We start from the raw sequence: 17,183 nt of genomic DNA on the forward strand, positions 1-17,183 counted from the left end.
GCTCGCCGGCTTTGACCCGGCCACGAAGAAATACATTGGTGCCGAGGCAGTGCTGAAACAGCAGATTGCCACAGTGCAGGCCAACACCAAGATGCCGGCCAAGGAGAAGAAGCAGACGCTTGCTGACATGAATGCGGCGTTGAAGGCGCCGGCGCCAGTGATCGAGAACAAGGGGAACATCGATCTCGTTGGCAAGTACTATGACAAGCTCATCGGGGCATTGTCCGAGGATGAGGACGATTGAGTCCGGACGTCCTGAGTTCGCTGCAAGGTGTGACGCACATTCGTATGGCGTCGGCGGATAAGTCCACAACGATTCTGGAGTATGATCCAGATCCGCGGAGCGGCCCCCCAAAGTGACAAGCCGTTTTCATGCGGCTCGATCGAAAAGTTAACCTGGAATTTGGGTGCCGCCGCGAATTCCAGCCGGCTGGGTACGGTGATCGACCGACCCGTCATGTGCGAGCATTCCGGCGTGGAACCTTTCCCTTTTCATTCCCTCTAAAAGAGGGTGAACTTGCCGGACTACCGCCGGTGTGAAACCGTGCGGCGGGAGAACGCGATTGTGTCTCGCGCATCCGGCGCCGCGCAACCATGGAGGGTCAGTCGATGGCCGAGGAGCAGGCTCAACCGAGTGGACCAGACCTGACGCAGGGTGTTGATCCCGGCGATTTCAGGGATGGAAAGCTGGTCGGCCATGTCGGTGACCAGGAGATTCTGCTGGTCCGCGAAGGTGCCGAGATTTTCGCGATCGATGCCCACTGCAGCCATTACCACGGACCGCTCGCTGAAGGACTCGTTGTCGACGGCACTGTCCGGTGTCCATGGCATCATGCCTGCTTCGACCTGCGCACTGGTGAGGCGACCTGCGCTCCCGCTTTCAATGCGCTCGACGTCTGGGAGGTCGAGCAGCGCGACAGCCGGGTTTTTGTTGGCAAGAAACGCGAGCGGCCGGCGGTCAAGGTCGCGAAGCCGGATCACCCAAAGAAAATCGTGATTGTCGGCGGCGGGGCTGCGGGTTTTGCGGCCGCCGAGATGCTGCGCCGCCAGGATTACAAGGGCGGCATCGTCATGCTGAGCAGCGACGATGCGCCACCGGTCGACCGGCCGAATCTGTCGAAAGACTATCTCGCCGGATCCGCACCGGAGGACTGGCTGCCGCTGCGCCCCGATGATTTTTATCAGCAGGCCGACATCGATCTGCGGCTAGGTACGACCGTTACCGCCATCGATCCGGCTGCGCGCCAGCTTTTGATCGACGGCGACGTCATTAGTTACGATCGGCTGTTGCTGGCAACCGGCGCCGAGCCGGTCAGGCTACCGATTGCGGGGGCAAACCTGCCGCACGTCCATACGTTGCGGTCACTCAAAGATTGCCGTGCCATCATCGATGCGGCGAAATCGGCGAGCCGGGTAGTTGTCATTGGGGCGAGTTTCATCGGTCTTGAGGTCGCGGCCTCGTTGCGTGCCCGCGGGATCGAGGTGCATGTCGTCGCGCCTGAATCTCGTCCGATGGAGCGCATTCTCGGTGCGGAGATGGGCGATTTCGTCCGTTCGCTGCATGAAGAGCACGGCGTCATCTTCCATCTGGAGGATACGGTCACGGCGATTGGCGAGAAGAAAGTGACGCTCAGGAGTGGTGACGCACTGGAGGCCGATTTCGTCGTCTTCGGTGTTGGCGTGAAGCCGCGCCTGGAGCTTGCGGAGAAGGCGGGACTGAAGATCGACCGCGGCGTACTCGTCAACGAGTTTCTGGAAACGAGCGCGCCCGGCATCTACGCGGCCGGCGACATCGCGCGCTGGCCCGATTCGCGTTTCGGGGAGAACATCCGCGTCGAGCACTGGGTGGTAGCACAACGTCAGGGCCAGGTTGCCGCGCGCAATATGCTGGGACACAACGAAAAGTATGACGCTGTGCCGTTTTTCTGGAGCCAGCATTATGATGTGCCAATCAATTATCTCGGACATGCGTTAAAGTGGGATCAGATCGAGGTCGACGGAAACGTCGCTGATCGGGACTGCCTGCTGCGCTACAAGCATCAGGGGCGCGTGCTGGCGGTATCCTCGATCTATCGGGACATTGAGCACCTCAAGGAGGAAGTGGCGATGGAGCGCGTCGTCGTCTCCTGAAGTTCGGCTCCGCGGGTATAGGAGCTGAACACTATTCCATTGCGGGGGCGGGAGTCGGCGTGATCGTGAGTTTTTGTGAGACGTAGTCCCTTAACTCATGAATACGCCAGTTTGCGACGGAGCGATCCGTGAGTGAACAGCTAGATGATCGTAAATTCGCGCTGTTCGATACCGCGATTGGAATTTGCGGTATCGTTTGGACGATGCGTGGCGTCGAAGCCGTGCAACTGCCGCTGCCGGATAAGGACAAAACCCGGATGCGCATTCTCCAGCGTTTCGGGAGCGTTACAGAGGCGGTTCCGCCGGACGCTGTACAGGCTGCGATTGATGGCATGTACGCGTTGCTTGAAGGTAAGCCGACCGATTTATCCAATGTGGTGCTCGATCTCGACGGCGTAGGCGAATTTGATCGCCGCGTTTATGACATCGCACGCACCATTCCTCCGGGCAGGACGATGACCTATGGCGACGTCGCCAAACGTCTCGGCGGCGTTGAACTGTCGCGCGATGTCGGTCAGGCGCTCGGCCGTAACCCGTGTCCGATCGTGGTGCCGTGCCATCGCGTGCTTGCAGCCGGCGACAAACCGGGAGGCTTCTCGGCGAACGGCGGCGTTGCGACCAAGCTGAAAATGCTTGCCATCGAGGGCGCGATCATCAATCACACGCCAAGCTTGTTCGATTGACCTGTTTCCCGCAACTACCGCTCCTTTTGTTGCGGAAAGCCTGGACCGGTTTGGCCTGACTGGACCGACCGGCGCATCACGCCGTCAGGCTGGGCCCGAGCGGTTAAGTCGTTTCCGATGCCTCATTGCCGCCGCCGTGGTAAGGTGCTGTTTATCTCGTTTCGAGTGGCGATGCGCGGGTTTGACCCGGATCAGGCGCCGCGCCGTCTGAAGAAACACAGATCAAAATCACGTCACGCTTCTCATTCTGTCGGAAGCGGAAAGGCTCCAAGGCCGGAATGGCTCCAGTAGCCCGGAGACACAGTTGAGCGGTGTTCCCTTCGATCCATCCAGTCAGGACGGCGACCAGCGCGAGTTGGCGGGACTTGAACTGACGCGAGCTCTGCAGCGCGCAAGGTGGGTGATCGCATGGGAAAGGGCATGGCCGCATGTTGCGCGGCTGCTTTGCGTCGGCGGGCTTTTTCTGGCGGTTTCCTGGGCTGGCGTTTGGCTTGTTCTACCAGTGATGGGACGCGCCGTTGCCCTTGCTGCATTCGTTCTGCTCGCCATTGCGGCGATGGCGCCTGCCATCAGGTTCCGCTGGCCCAGCCGCGAGGAAGGATTGGGCCGGCTCGACCGCAGTGCTGGTCTTCGCCATCGTCCCGTCACCGCGCTCGCCGACACGCTGGCGACCCGGGATCCGGTCGCGCATGCTTTGTGGCAGGCACAGCGCGCGCGCACGTTGACGGCGATCAAGCGTCTTCGCGCCGGGTTGCCGTCGCCGAGGCTACCGCTGCACGACCGCTGGGCGCTGCGATCGCTGGTGATGGTGCTGATGGTCGCGACCTATATCGCGGCGGACGGTGAACGGACCGAGCGCGTGGCTGCTGCGTTCGACTGGAATGGAATGCTGACATCGACCAATGTCAGGGTCGATGCGTGGGTGGCTCCGCCGCCTTATACCGGCAAGCCCCCGATCATCCTGTCCAAGACCAACACGGATCCAGCGTCCTTCGACGGCGGGGCGGTTCCGGTGCCTGCGGGCAGCACGCTGACCGTGCGTTCGAGCGGAGGCAGCTTCGACGTCGCGCTCGGCGGCGGCGTGACTGAAAAGGTTCCTGCCGACAAGCCCCCGGAAGGTACGAACGAGCGGCATTTCACCATTGCCGCGGATGGTACGGCTCGTGTGCGAGACCCGGCGGGGCTACCGCAATGGGCATTTAGCGCAATTGCCGATCGTGCCCCGGCCATATCGCTGGCCAAGCGGCCGGAGCGCCAGGCGCGCGGATCGTTGCTGATGTCCTATCGCCTGGAGGACGATTACGGTGTGACCGAAGCCCATGCGGAATTTTCGACCCGGCCCGGACCCGCTGCAAAGGACGGTGCGGTCGCGCGCCCATTGTTCGATCCGCCGCAATTCGCGCTGGTATTGCCGAATGCCCGACCCCGCAGCGGAATCGGGCAGACGGTCAAGGATCTGAGCGAAAGTCCCTACGCTGGCGCCGAAGTGACCTTGACGTTGACCGCACGCGACGATGCCGGAAACGAGGGGCGCAGCGAACCGCTCGACCTGCGCCTGCCGGAACGCGTGTTCACCAAACCGCTTGCGCGCGCGCTGATCGAGCAGCGTCGCATCCTGGCGCTGGATGCTAATCAGAACAGTCAGGTCCACACAGCACTCGATGCTCTCCTGATTGCGCCCGAGGTGTTCACTCCCAAGGTGGGGGAGTATCTCGGTCTTTACAACGTAACGAAGCAGCTCGAGGAAGCGCGCATCGATGCCCAGTTACGTGAGGTCGTCGCCAGCCTCTGGGGGCTCGCCGTAAGCATCGAGGACGGCAATATCACCGATGTCGAGAAAGCGCTGCGTGCCGCGCAGGATGCACTGAAGGAAGCATTGGAGCGCGGCGCGAGCGATGAGGAGATCAAGAAGCTCACCGAGAATCTGCGCGCGGCGCTGGATAATTACCTGCGCCAGTTGGCCGAACAGATGCGCGACAATCCGGAGCAACTGGCGCGTCCGCTCGATCCCAACAGCAAGGTCATGCGCCCGCAGGACCTCGACAACATGATCGAGCGCATGGAGCGTCTGTCCCGCTCGGGCGACAAGGACGCCGCCAGGCAATTGCTCGATCAGTTGCAGCAGATGCTCGAGAATCTGCAAATGGCGCAGCCGGGACAGGGTGAGGGAGGAGATCTGCAACAGTCGCTGAATGAGCTCGGTGACATGATCCGAAAGCAGCAGCAGTTGCGCGATAAGACCTACAGGCAGGGTTTGGATTCGCGTCGCGATCACAGCCAAGAGCGCAACGACCAGAATGCCATGAGCGGCCTGCAGCGGGATCAGCAGGCCCTGCGTGACAGGCTTCAGACATTGCAGCAGGAACTTGCCAAACGTGGAATGGGGCCGAGCCAGCACGGCATGCAAGGGCAGTCGGCCGGGCCGGGTGACGATCTCGGCCAGGCCGATTCCGCAATGGGCCAAGCCGACGGCCGGCTTGGCGAAGGCCGTGCCGATAGCGCCGTCGACGCGCAAGGTCGGGCCCTCGATGCGCTGCGCAAGGGCGCTCGAAGCCTTGCCGAAGCGTTGCAGCAGGGTGAAGATGGGCCGGATAGCCGAGTGGGCCGGCAGAACGGCGGTCAGACCGACCCGTTGGGGCGCCCGCTGCACGGCCGCGAGTTCGGCAACGATACGACAGTCAAAATTCCTGGCGAAATCGACGTGCAGCGAGTGCGCCGCATTCTTGAAGAGTTGCGCCGCCGCATCGCCGATCCCTCACGGCCGAAAATCGAACTCGACTACATCGAACGATTGCTCAAGGATTACTGACCGTTCCGTCAATCCGCGCCCTCAACGCGCCGTCGACGGCAGAGCGGATATCGGCCACCGAGAACGGCTTCGTAACGACGTCGTGCACAATAGCGTTGAGACCCGAGGCGCGCTCGCGCTGATCGGCGAAACCTGTCATCAGCAGGATGGTCAGGTCAGGGAAATCGCGTGCGACGGCAAGGGCCAGCGCGATGCCGTCCATGATCGGCATCTTGATGTCAGTGAGCAGAAGGTCGAAAGCGCGCGCGTCATCTGTGAGAATATCCAGCGCTTCGGCGCCGTCGGCCGCGGTCACTGTCTCGTGGCCGTCCATGGCGATGGCGCGGGCGACCAGATACCGCATCGAGTCCTCGTCGTCGGCGATTAGAACCCGCGCCATGACTCAGGCTCCGTTCCCGGCTGCAAGGTCCTGCCGGTTGAAGAAACGAACACCGATCCTGCGGCCTTCAGGTGGCGGGGCCGCCAGCCGTGTCCGGAACCAGACGTTTTCGCCGGGCTTGAGCGCTGCCTGCTCGAGCACTGCGTTCCACGCGTAGATTTCGGTTTCATGCGCGTCACGGACACTGAAGCGCAGGCGCGGCAATTCGACCGGCTTGCGGCTTTGCGCGACGATCATGCCTTCGATCACCAGCACCGGCTTGCCGTCGACGGTTTCGGTCGACGTCTTGACGTCCTTGAAGGCCAACCCGCGCAGGTTTACCTCCAGTCCGGCCAGCCGATAGAACGTTGCGGTTTGCGGCAGCAGGCGCACGATCTCGACGCGCCAGATGACAAGAGCCAGCACCATCGCCGCCATCGCGACGCAGTAGGTGTTCAGAGTGATCGCTGGTGGGCGAAGCGCGAATAAGGGCTTGAGCCGGTCGCGGAACCGCGAAGCAATGGAGAGCGGACGCTTGTCATCGCGCGCCGTATTGTTGTGGGGCGTATTGTCTTGTCGGGCCGGCGAAGTCCAGACACCGGCGAGATCCTGTGGCGGCCCCCCGAGTTCGGGGGATTTCGGCAAATCGCTAGCGATCGACGGACTGTCGACGGACGGCATGTCGCCGGTCTTCGGAGGATCGGTCCATCCCGCCATCTCGTCCGCTCCCGCCATCGTGGGGATGCGAACGTTGGCGATATTGTCAGGCGCCGCCCGCCATGTTTTCTTGCAGCGCGAACAGCGGACGGTGCGGCCCGTTCCGCCGAAACTTGCGAGATCGACCGCATAGGATGTCGTGCAGTGTGGGCATACGATGTGCATGGACGAATCGCCAGGAGTGACTGCTGGAAGTCTACGCGCTGACCGTTAACGAATCGGAAACCATAACCGACGCACAAGGGGACGAGGGTGAGCTTTGTTCCTGAGGTTACAGATGTGGTTGGGGCCGCGCCCGGCGTCAGCCTCCCTCGACCGAACGTTCGAGTGGTGATGATCCATTTTCTTCATTCAGCGAGGTGATCAAGGGACCTTTCGGTCCAACCACACCAGGATCATTGGGTTGTTGCATGGAGGGCGAACTTCGGAAACCGGCACACTAGTGTCCTTTCGAATCCCAGGTTCGCGAAAGGAAACGCTGGAATATTGCGAACTTGGAAATCGGGACACAAGGCTTGATCCGGTTCGAAAATGTCGGCTTGCGTTACGGGCTCGGCCCGGAGATTTTGCGCGACCTCAGCTTTAATCTTCCCGCCCGTTCCTTTCAGTTCCTCACCGGCCCGTCGGGCGCGGGTAAATCCTCCCTGCTGCGGCTGCTTTTTCTTTCGCTGCGGCCGACGAGGGGTCTTGTCAACCTGTTCGGTCAGGACGTCTCGCTGCTGAGCAAGGATGCGATCGCCGACTTGCGCAAGCGTATCGGGATCGTGTGGCAAGACTTTCGCCTGCTCGACCACATGACAACTTACGAAAACGTCGCATTGCCATTCCGGGTTATGGGCCGCGATGAGTCGACCTACCGCCGCGAAGTCATCGATCTTCTGAAGTGGGTGGGTCTAGGCGAGCGCATGGATGCGCTGCCGCCGGTCCTGTCCGGAGGGGAGAAGCAGCGCGCGGCGATCGCTCGCGCGGTGATAGCGCGACCGCAGCTTCTGCTGGCAGACGAGCCGACCGGGAACGTCGATCCGACACTTGGGCAACGTTTGCTGCGGCTGTTCATCGAGCTGAACAAGTCCGGCACGGCGGTCATCATTGCCACCCACGATATCGCTCTGATGGATCAGTACGACGCGCGGCGGCTGGTGCTGCATCAGGGACGGCTGCACATCTATGAGTAAGGCAGGGGACGGACAGGATGTGCTGATGGACCTCGGGCGCGAACGCCCGCAGGTGCCGGTCCGCGCACGCAATATGTCGCCGATCGTACCGCGTGCATCGATCGCAGGCCGTGCTCTGGTGGCCGTTGTTGCCATCATGACGTTTCTGGCGTCGATCACGACTGGGGCGGTGCTTCTGATCAACGCTTCGGCTGCCGAATGGCAGTCGGAGGTCGCGAGCGAAATCACCATTCAGGTGCGTCCCGTCGCCGGCCGCGACCTCGAGCGCGATGTAACCGCGGTCGCCGCCGCGGCTCGGGAGCATCCGGGAATCCTCGATGTCCGGCCATACACCAAGGAGGAGTCGGGCAAGCTGCTGGAGCCTTGGCTCGGCAGCGGTCTGTCGCTCGACGATCTGCCGATACCGCGCATGATTGTGGCGCGCGCCGCGCCGGGGACCAGGCTCGATCTGGAAGGGCTTCGTAGCCGCGTGACGCAACTGGCGCCATCGACCAGCGTGGACGACCATCGCGCCTGGATCGACCGGATGCGATCGATGACCAACGCGACCGTGTTCGCCGGAATCGGTGTTCTTGCGCTGGTCATTATTGCGACCATTATCTCGGTATCGTTCGCGACCCGGGGGGCCATGGCGGCCAATCGTCCGATCGTCGAGGTGCTGCATTTCGTCGGGGCCAGCGACCGTTACATCGCCAATCACTTCCTGCGTCATTTCCTGCGGCTCGGGCTGAGGGGCGGCGTGATCGGTTGCGTCGCCGCGATGCTGATGTTCGGGTTCTCCGAATCGATCGCCAATTGGTTTTCCGGAACGCCGGTGGGAGATCAGTTTGCTGCGCTGCTGGGCACGTTCTCGCTGCGCCCGTCCGGCTATCTCGTGCTGGCTGGCCAGACGGTCCTGATTGCGGCGGTCACCGCCTGGGCTTCCCGCCGCACATTGTTCGCGACGCTTGATGAGATCGATTGAGCAGTCGCTCAGGGCCAGCGCGACATTCCGGCGCGGCCGAATTCCACTTCGCCCCAAAACGCACTAAAGTCGAGGGGACCAGGACATCGAACGGATGAGTGAACAAACCCGCCATGACAAACCGGAAGCCTCGGGTCGGGTGCCGGCGCGGCGGCGCCACACGTTGCTCGCGGCCGCGGTTGCCGCCGTCGGGATTGCCTTTGTCGGGGCAGGGGTGGGCTTCGTCGGATTTCTGTCGCAACTGCGAGGGGTGGAGACAAAGCCCGCCGGTAACGCGGACGGCATTGTCGTGCTCACCGGCGGCTCGTCGCGGATTTCCGATGCTGTCGAGTTGCTGGCCGGCGGCTACGGCAAGCGGCTGCTGATTTCGGGTGTTCATCCGACCAACGGGGTCAGCGATATTTCGCGCTCGTTGCCGGACAACCAGCGACTGCTGACATGCTGCGTCGATCTCGATCGCTCCGCGGTTAATACCCGGAGCAACGCAAGCGAGACGCGGCGCTGGGTCGACGAGCAGGGCTTCCGTTCGCTAATTGTGGTGACGTCGAATTATCATATGCCTCGCGCCATCGTCGAACTGTCGCACGCGATGCCGAACGTTACCTTGATTCCGTTCGCGGTCATCGGCGACAAGTGGCGCGAAGAGCCATGGTGGACCAGCGCCGCTACCCTGCGGCTCTTGTTATCGGAGTATGTCAAATACATCGCTGCGGAGGCGCGGGTTCGTCTGGCCCATCTTGGCCTCGAACTTCCCCCCGAAAACGGCGATTAGCCGACCGGGGCGTTCGACCACGTCGTCCGGCTTCGGGCTTTTGCAAGTGGACTACGCGCCAACTAACACCACGGAATTGGATGCTTGATGATTTCGATCTTTGTGCGCTCGCTGGTCTTTAACGTTCTGCTCTATTTGACGATGGCAGTCTGGATCGTTGCCGCGCTCCCGACATTCGTGATGCCGCGCGCGGTGCTTGTCAGGATGGCGAAGGCTTGGGGACGCTGGAATATCTGGCTGATGCGCGTCATCTGCGGCACGCGCGTCAAAATTCTCGGTACCGGGAGGATTCCAAAAGGTCCCTTGATCTTCGCCTCGAAACATCAGTCGATGTGGGAGACCTTCGCCCTCTTTAGTCTCATTGATCAGCCGGTCGTCATCCTCAAGCGCGAGCTGACATGGATTCCGTTCTTTGGCTGGTATCTGATGAAGACGGGCATGATCGGCATCGACCGCAAAGCTGGCATACGCTCGCTCAAGATGCTGATCCGGACGACGCGGGAGGAGATTCGTCTCGGGCGTCAGCTCGTCATCTTCCCGGAAGGCACGCGACGTCCGATCGGAGCCCCGCCAGCCTACAAGAGCGGCGTCGCCATGATCTATGCCGAAGGCGACGTGCCGTGTATTCCGGTGGCCCTCAACTCCGGTCTGTGCTGGCCACGCCGGACGTTCCTGCGTTATCCGGGAACGATTACGGTTGAATTCCTTGATCCGCTGCCACCGGGATTGCGGCGCGATGAATTCATGTCGCGGTTGATGGCGTCGATCGAAGGGTCGACCGCTTCCCTGGTCGAGTTGGGACTGCGTGAGCAGGGGCGGTTGTTGGGTCGGGCGGCGGAGGATTAGAGCATGATCTCGAAACGCCAAGAGTCCTATTCAGAACTGCTTGCATCGCACCTACCTGGGCAACCGCGCATCATTGTGCAGCAGCTCCGCCAGCTGATGAAGTTTAGGGTCGCGAAAGCCCTGTGACTCGATCGACTTCACGGTCGACAATACATAGTCCCGATTGTGTCCGGATCGGCCGTGCCCCTGGCGGACATAATGGACCTGTTCCGCCAGCGTCAGCCGTCCGGCATACTGGACATGTCCGCGATCGACCACGTAAGCGAGCGCGCTGACCCGCCGGCGCGCGTCGTCCTCGAGCCAGACGGAGCGCGTCACCTCCCGATAGACGTGGGTGGTCTGCTCGCGCTCCCGCAAATACGCAATTGTGGTCTCGCGCCGGTTGGCGACAACGCGGAATGCGATGCCCCGGCAAGCTCCCCCCCGGTCGAGCCCGAGAACCAGCCCCGGTCTCTCCGGCGTCCCGCGATGGTCGAAAGAGTAGACGCAGAGCGCCCGGTGCTCGCCGATCAGCCGCGCCGGAATCTGCTCGGCAAAATCGAATCCCGGTCGCCACATCAGCGAACCATAGGCAAATACCCAGAGATCGCTGTCGGACCTACCAATAGCCGGGTCAACTAGTTCCTGCACACTCATCCACGCTCCAACCAGAGCGTATCCCGCAAAGTGGATACCGAATACGCACAAGCTATTATAATTGAGAGCATTTTCTTAGGGCTAGCCGAGATTTGCCTGGCCGACAGATGCTTTAACAGAGCCGCACCGCCAGGCGAAGCGGAACGAAAGGGGCTGGTTTTGCCGAGGTTGCGCGACTATGGTCGGAGGCCCCCGCCACCTGACAAATTCACGAGCCAGCCCCCCGCATGAACGCTGCCAACGCCTCTCGCAAGCACCGTCTTTGGCCCGTCTTCGTCATGCCCGTGCTGGTGGTCATCGCCGCCGCGGCTTGGAGCGCGTTCTGGTTTTATGCCGCCTCCCAGGTCGACCAGACGGTCGATGCCTGGCGCGCGCGCGAGGCCGCGTCCGGGCGTAACTATGATTGCGCCAAGCGGACTGTCGCCGGATTCCCCTTCCGTCTCGAGGTTCACTGCAAGGATGCGACCGTCGAGCTAAAGTCGCAAACGGCCGATCAGGCGGCGATAGCGCCACTGACCGCGCGCCTCGGGGATATCCTGGTGGTCGCGCAGATCTATAATCCGAAACTGCTGATCGCAGAGTTCAAGGCCCCGGCAACGCTATCCCAACATGGAGAGCCGGTGATGGTCGTCAACTGGAGCATCGCGCGCAGCAGCATTGTCGGATTGCCAGGCACTCCGCAGAGCGCGGATATCGTTTTCCAAGATCCAGCGATCGACCGTGTCGCAGCCTCGGTGCAGACCCCGGTTGCGCGCGCCAAGCAAGCAGAGCTTCACGGCCGCATCGCGGAGAACTCCAGACCAGATCGCCCCGCGATCGAGAGCGTCCTTGAATTGACCGGGGCGACCATTCAGGATGTTCATCCGGTGCTGACTGCGCCATTCGATGCCGATATCCGTGCGATCGTACACGGGCTGAAGGACTTCACGCCGAAACCCTGGCCGGTGCGGTTTCGCGAATTGCAGGCGGCGGACGGCCGCATCGAGATCAAGCAGTCGCGTATCCAGCAGGGTGATCTGATCGCGATAGCCGCAGGGTCGCTAGGGCTTACCGCCGATGGGCACCTCGACGGCGAGTTGCACATGACAGCAACCGGTTTTGAGAAGGTGATCCCGGCGCTCGGAATCGAGAAAATGCTGGAGCAGGGCGTGCCGCAGGATACTCTCGATAAGGTCGCGCCTGGCGTGAAGACAAAGGATATCGACAATCTATTCGGTGCGCTGGACCGGGCGATTCCGGGGTTGGGCAAGGCCGTGCGCGAGAACGCCAATGTCGGTGTTGTGGCAGGCCTCGCCGCGATCGGTCAGGAGGCAACGCTGGAAGGCAAAAAGGCGCGCTCTTTTCCGTTGCGGTTCGTTAACGGCGCAGTCTTCGTCGGGCAGCTGAAGGTCGCGCAGACGCCGCCGCTGTTCTGAATGCGCCGCTCAGGACAGCTTACTCAGGGTTTTTCTGTGCGCCCGTTTGCAGTCGTCCGAAATCGGGAGCCGCGGAATCCTGGCCGATCTCGACGATGCCGCGGCGGATCGCGCGGGTGCGGGTGAAGTGCTCAAAAAGCGCTTCGCCATCGCCGCGGCGCATGGCGCGCGTCAGCTTGGACAGATCTTCGTTGAAGGTGCCGAGCATTTCCAGCACCGCATCCTTGTTGGCCAGAAATACGTCGCGCCACATCGTGGGATCGGAGGCGGCGATGCGTGTGAAGTCGCGAAAGCCGCCGGCGGAAAATTTCATCACTTCGGAGGATGTGACCTCGCCGAGTTCGTCCGCAGTGCCAACAATGGTGTAAGCGATCAGGTGCGGCAGATGGCTGGTGATCGCGAGCACCAGATCATGATGCTGAGGGGTCATGATCTCGACCCTGGCGCCGATCGCGGTCCAGAACGCGCGCAACTTGTCGACGGCCGCGATATCCGTTTTGTCCGGCGGCGTCAGTATGCACCAGCGATTGATAAACAGTTCGGCGAAGCCGGAATCCGGGCCCGAGTGCTCAGTGCCGGCCACCGGATGTGCTGGCACGAAATGCACGCTGGTGGGCAGATATGGGGCCATCTCGCGGACGACGGCGCCTTTCACCGATCCGACGTCGGAGACAATGGCGTCCGGCCGGAGGTGAGATGCGATCTCTTGCGCCACCGCGCCGCACGCTCCGACCGGAATACAGAGGATCACGAGGTCGGCGTCGCTTGCGGCCTCTGCGTTGGTGTCTACCACGCGATCGACGATGCCGAGTTCCGTCACCCGCGCACGCGTCTTAGTGGAGCGTGCGGTGACGACGATTTCGCCAGCGAGGCCTTGTGCGCGCGCGGCGCGCGCGATCGAACCGCCAATCAAGCCGAATCCGATCAGCGCGATCCGCCGGAATAAGGGCGGTGCGGTCATGCCTGCGCCATGAAGTCGCGCAAGCCATCCGCCACCAGGCGATTGGCTTCCTCGGTGCCGATGGTCATGCGCAAGGCATTCGGCAGGCCGTAGTTGTCGAGCGCACGAAGCACGAGGCCGCGTTTGGTCAGAAACGCGTCGGCCTCAGACGCCGTCTTGCCCTTGGTGTCCGGGAAGTGGATCAGGATGAAGTTCGTCACGCTGGGCGTGACCTTGAGGCCGAGCTTTGTCACTTCGTCCGTTAGCCAGTTGCGCCACTCTTCCGTGTGAACCTTCGACATCTGGACGTGCGCGGTGTCCTCGATCGCGGCCACGGCCGCAAGCATTGCCGGCGTCGAGACGTTGAAGGGGCCGCGGATCCGGTTCACGGCATCGACGATATGCGCTGGGCCGAACATCCAGCCGATCCGCAGCGAGGCCAAGCCGTGGATCTTGGAGAAGGTATGGGTCAGCACGGTATTTTCCGTCGTCGCCACCAGTTCGATACCGAATTCGTAGTCGTTGCGCGACACATAATCCGAATAGGCGCCGTCGAGCACCAGCAATACGTGGGATGGCAAGCCCGCGCGCAACCGCCTGATCTCGTCGAACGGCAGGTAGGTGCCGGTCGGATTGTTTGGATTAGCGAGCCAGACCATCTTGGTCTTCGGCGTGACCCGCTTGAGGATCGCGTCGATGTCGGCGGTGTAGTCGGTCTCCGGTGCGACGACGTTTGTCGCGCCGTTTGCCAAGGTCGCAATCGGGTACACCAGAAAGCCGTGCGTGGTCGAAATCGCTTCGTCGCCGTGGCCGAGAAAGGTATGCGCCAGCAGGTTGAGGATCTCGTCGGATCCCGCGCCGCAGATAATGCGGTCTGGGTCGAGCCCGTAGGCGCGCCCGATGGCTGCGCGCAACACGCGCGAGGTGCCTTCCGGATAGCCTTCGAGGTGAGCCACGGCATCGCGATAAGCGTCCATCGCCTTCGGCGAAGGGCCGAACGGCGTTTCATTGGCCGACAGCTTGAATACTTTGCGGCCCGCCTCCGGTACCGGACTCTTGCCGGGCGTATAGGGCGCAATATCGAGAATGCCGGGATTCGGCACCGGTCGAGACATCATTTGCTCCGGACTAGAGCCGTTCGCTTCTGACGGAATCAGAAGCGGGCTCTAAGATTTTGATTTGACGCGTTTTCTTCACGCGAACCGGTATCCGCTTCGCTCGAAAACGCTGTAGCGGGACGTTACGGACGAGCCGCCCTGCTGGAAGGCATCGTATAGCGCGTTGCGTGACTGCCGACGAGAGCCATTGAACGGACCGACGCGCCGGTTTCGATTAGCGCCGATTTGATGGTGTCGAGGCTGGTGCCGCCCGTGATGGACACCAGCAGCGCGGCGCCGTCGAAGGCGCCATCGGGCACTGCAACGATCTCGGCGAGCGGCGACAGTGTGCGGGCGGTATTGGCATTCCAGCCGGAGACGCGCACGCTCCAGGTCTCCACTTCCGTGACCCGCGCATCGTCGGCGACTCGTGAGATCACGAACACCGGCAGCGCGGCCGGATGATCGGCGCGCTCGATGAAGGGCAGGCGGGCGATGATCTTTGGCGCGCCGTCGGCTTCCAGTGCAAGCCACCATGGCGAGCGGCTCGAGGTCGCCGAGACGAGTGCGAGGTCGCCTTTCGCATTCGCCACGGTTTCCACAGCGGCTTGCGCATTGAAGTGCGGCACGAAAGGTATGGTGAAGCCGAAATGGAAGCGCGCGGAATCCCGCATCGCGGATTCGCCGAGCGACAGATCGGCGTGCAGCGAGAAGGGCGCCTGAACGTAGGTGAAGGTTGCGATGATGACGCGCCAGATGCTTTCGACGGTGTCGAGCGGCAGGATGCCGCGATGGCGCTGCGCCAGACGCCGCATCATGTCAGCCTCGCGCGCCGGCCGGAATGCGGAGCCGACCTCCTGGGTCTGCTTCACCGATATCAGGCGGTCAATGATGTCGCCGCGCTGCATCAGCAGGTTGTGAACTTGCTCGTCGATGGCGTCGATCTCTTTGCGCAATACTTGCAGAGATGGAGGCGCGGGAGAGATTTTCGTCATGGATGCAACCTGTCGGCCGCAAGGGAAGAGCGTCGGCCGCGGTCCGCTTTTAACATTCGCATCCCGTTTCAGCGAGCCTTCTTGCGAATGTGGGAAGCGACCATAGCCACGCTTCTTACAGAAACAGAAGCTTGGCTCTATGGTTTGGATCTCACGCGTTTTCTTTACGCGAACCGGTATTCACTTCGCCCGAAAACGCTCTCGCCTCGGTCGTGATCGTGGGCCGGCAGCAGCCGATCTGCTTGCCTTGACGAAAAGCATGCAGCGGACTATTTTTCGTCCGTTCCGTGGTCATTTGAGCCGGCCGGCTTGCAGCCACGTTAAACAACTCGCTAAACAGGCCGGGGACAGCGAAATCCTGATCCCGGCCGAACCCAAGTTCGGGCCGGGTTTTTTATGGCCTGCGGTCCGGTGGTTTCCCGAAGCCCCGGCGGGGGCAGTGCAGGATGGTAAACGTGCAATCGATACCGGGTCCGGCTCAAGCCGAGTATCGAGCCCAGGAAGCAGATCATCCCACGTCGCAGGTCGCGATCTTCGGAAGCGATCAACCGCTTCCGCTCGATTGCGGCATCGATCTCGCGCCGTTCCAGATTGCCTATCAGACCTATGGTGAACTCAATACTGCAAAATCCAATGCCATCCTGATTTGCCATGCCCTCACAGGGGACCAGCATGTGGCCAACCTTCATCCGCTCACCGGAAAACCAGGCTGGTGGGTGACCCTGGTGGGACCCGGCAAACCGCTCGACACCGAGAAGTATTTCATTATCTGCTCCAACGTGATCGGGGGCTGTATGGGCTCGACGGGTCCCGCTTCGATCAATCCCGCGACCGGCAAGGTGTGGGGCCTGGACTTCCCGGTCATCACTATCCCTGACATGGCGCGCGCGCAGGCCATGCTGATCGACCGCCTCGAAATCGACACGCTGTTTTCGGTGGTCGGTGGCTCCATGGGCGGCATGCAGGTGCTGCAGTGGTGCGCGGCCTATCCGAAGCGCGTGTTCTCAGCGCTGCCGATCGCCTGCAGCACGCGTCACTCCGCGCAGAACATCGCGTTTCACGAACTGGGACGGCAAGCGGTGATGGCCGATCCCGACTGGCGCGAAGGCCGCTATGTCGAGCAGGGCACCCATCCCCACCGCGGCCTGGGCGTGGCACGGATGGCCGCACACATTACTTATCTGTCGGACGCGGCGCTGCATCGCAAGTTCGGACGGCGGATGCAAGATCGCGAGTTGCCGACATTTTCGTTCGACGCGGATTTCCAGGTCGAAAGCTATCTGCGCCACCAGGGATCGTCATTCGTCGAGCGCTTTGATGCCAACAGCTATCTCTATCTCACGCGGGCGATGGACTATTTCGATGTGGCGGCCGATCATGACGGCGTGTTGGCCGCCGCGTTTCGCGATACCCACACCCGGTTCTGCGTGGTCTCGTTCACCAGCGACTGGTTGTTTCCGACCTCCGAATCGCGGGCGACCGTGCATGCCCTCAATGCCGGCGGTGCGCGGGTCTCGTTCGCGGAGATCGAGACCGATCGCGGCCATGATGCCTTCCTGCTCGACGTTCCCGAGTTCTTCGATATCGCGCGTGCGTTCCTGGAATCTGCGGGAAAGACCCGAGGCCTGGCCGATGCGGGGCAATGA

16 protein-coding genes and 1 riboswitch (1 of these 17 cut by a window edge) are annotated in these 17,183 nt (G+C 62.0%); of the genes, 10 read left to right on the forward strand and 6 right to left on the reverse strand.

Annotated elements, in window-relative coordinates; genetic code table 11:
* From ACZ5IL_RS03745 to ACZ5IL_RS03760, 4 genes are all read left to right on the forward strand, one after another.
* Nucleotides 1-244, forward strand: the end of a protein-coding gene (locus ACZ5IL_RS03745; RefSeq protein ID WP_464595244.1) for a hypothetical protein. Its footprint begins 356 nt before the window's first position; the window shows 244 of its 600 coding nt (coding positions 357-600); the start codon falls outside the window, past its left edge; the stop codon is at nt 242-244.
* Nucleotides 245-609: 365 nt separating this feature from the next.
* Complete coding sequence (locus tag ACZ5IL_RS03750) at nt 610-2,130, forward strand: FAD-dependent oxidoreductase (protein ID WP_464595246.1); 1,521 nt, start codon at nt 610-612, stop codon at nt 2,128-2,130.
* Between the two features lie 128 nt (nt 2,131-2,258).
* Entirely contained in the window at nt 2,259-2,813 is a 555-nt protein-coding gene (locus ACZ5IL_RS03755) for a methylated-DNA--[protein]-cysteine S-methyltransferase (RefSeq protein ID WP_464595247.1), read from the forward strand.
* Nucleotides 2,814-3,117: 304 nt separating this feature from the next.
* Nucleotides 3,118-5,622 (forward strand): TIGR02302 family protein, encoded by a 2,505-nt coding sequence (locus ACZ5IL_RS03760; RefSeq protein ID WP_464595249.1) that lies wholly within the window; start codon nt 3,118-3,120, stop codon nt 5,620-5,622.
* On the opposite strand, the gene ACZ5IL_RS03765 is transcribed toward ACZ5IL_RS03760, so the two are convergent.
* Together ACZ5IL_RS03765 and ACZ5IL_RS03770 are read right to left on the reverse strand one after the other, a co-directional pair.
* Complete coding sequence (locus tag ACZ5IL_RS03765) at nt 5,609-6,001, reverse strand: response regulator (RefSeq protein ID WP_464595250.1); 393 nt, start codon at nt 5,999-6,001, stop codon at nt 5,609-5,611. The genes ACZ5IL_RS03760 and ACZ5IL_RS03765 overlap by 14 nt on opposite strands.
* A gap of 3 nt (nt 6,002-6,004) precedes the next feature.
* Nucleotides 6,005-6,862 (reverse strand): MJ0042-type zinc finger domain-containing protein, encoded by an 858-nt coding sequence (locus tag ACZ5IL_RS03770; protein ID WP_464595251.1) that lies wholly within the window; start codon nt 6,860-6,862, stop codon nt 6,005-6,007.
* A gap of 350 nt (nt 6,863-7,212) precedes the next feature.
* On the opposite strand from ACZ5IL_RS03770, the gene ftsE reads away from it, so the two are divergent.
* From ftsE to ACZ5IL_RS03790, 4 genes are all read left to right on the forward strand, one after another.
* Entirely contained in the window at nt 7,213-7,872 is a 660-nt protein-coding gene (gene ftsE, locus ACZ5IL_RS03775; protein ID WP_079445725.1) for a cell division ATP-binding protein FtsE, read from the forward strand.
* Nucleotides 7,865-8,836, forward strand: a complete 972-nt coding sequence (locus ACZ5IL_RS03780) for a cell division protein FtsX (RefSeq protein WP_464595253.1) — start codon at nt 7,865-7,867, stop codon at nt 8,834-8,836. Before ftsE ends, ACZ5IL_RS03780 begins: the two co-directional genes overlap by 8 nt.
* 94 nt (nt 8,837-8,930) lie before the next feature.
* Nucleotides 8,931-9,608 (forward strand): YdcF family protein, encoded by a 678-nt coding sequence (locus tag ACZ5IL_RS03785; protein ID WP_464595254.1) that lies wholly within the window; start codon nt 8,931-8,933, stop codon nt 9,606-9,608.
* Between the two features lie 87 nt (nt 9,609-9,695).
* The gene (locus ACZ5IL_RS03790; protein WP_464595255.1) at nt 9,696-10,454 is read left to right on the forward strand and encodes a lysophospholipid acyltransferase family protein; all 759 of its coding nucleotides are present in this window, start codon (nt 9,696-9,698) and stop codon (nt 10,452-10,454) included.
* Nucleotides 10,455-10,505: 51 nt separating this feature from the next.
* On the opposite strand, the gene ACZ5IL_RS03795 is transcribed toward ACZ5IL_RS03790, so the two are convergent.
* Nucleotides 10,506-11,090: a gamma-glutamylcyclotransferase gene (locus ACZ5IL_RS03795; RefSeq protein ID WP_464595257.1), complete on the reverse strand. Its 585-nt coding sequence runs from the start codon at nt 11,088-11,090 to the stop codon at nt 10,506-10,508.
* A gap of 227 nt (nt 11,091-11,317) precedes the next feature.
* Here ACZ5IL_RS03795 and ACZ5IL_RS03800 point away from each other — a divergent pair, with 227 nt between their 5' ends.
* A complete protein-coding gene (locus ACZ5IL_RS03800; protein ID WP_464595258.1) occupies nt 11,318-12,505 on the forward strand; it encodes a DUF2125 domain-containing protein in 1,188 nt (395 codons plus the stop codon).
* 19 nt (nt 12,506-12,524) lie between these two features.
* Here the strand turns inward: ACZ5IL_RS03800 and ACZ5IL_RS03805 are convergent, their stop codons facing one another.
* From ACZ5IL_RS03805 to ACZ5IL_RS03815, 3 genes are all read right to left on the reverse strand, one after another.
* Nucleotides 12,525-13,466, reverse strand: coding sequence for a prephenate/arogenate dehydrogenase family protein (locus tag ACZ5IL_RS03805; protein WP_464595259.1), 942 nt, complete (start codon nt 13,464-13,466; stop codon nt 12,525-12,527).
* Nucleotides 13,463-14,560, reverse strand: coding sequence for a pyridoxal phosphate-dependent aminotransferase (locus ACZ5IL_RS03810; RefSeq protein WP_425908042.1), 1,098 nt, complete (start codon nt 14,558-14,560; stop codon nt 13,463-13,465). Before ACZ5IL_RS03810 ends, ACZ5IL_RS03805 begins: the two co-directional genes overlap by 4 nt.
* A gap of 125 nt (nt 14,561-14,685) precedes the next feature.
* Entirely contained in the window at nt 14,686-15,537 is an 852-nt protein-coding gene (locus ACZ5IL_RS03815; protein WP_464595260.1) for a chorismate mutase, read from the reverse strand.
* 277 nt (nt 15,538-15,814) lie between these two features.
* Nucleotides 15,815-15,894, forward strand: a riboswitch (SAM riboswitch).
* An 89-nt stretch (nt 15,895-15,983) separates the two neighbouring features.
* Here ACZ5IL_RS03815 and metX point away from each other — a divergent pair.
* Complete coding sequence (gene metX / locus ACZ5IL_RS03820; RefSeq protein WP_464595261.1) at nt 15,984-17,183, forward strand: homoserine O-acetyltransferase MetX; 1,200 nt, start codon at nt 15,984-15,986, stop codon at nt 17,181-17,183.

The sequence above is a fragment of the Nitrobacter sp. CN101 genome (assembly GCF_055390255.1).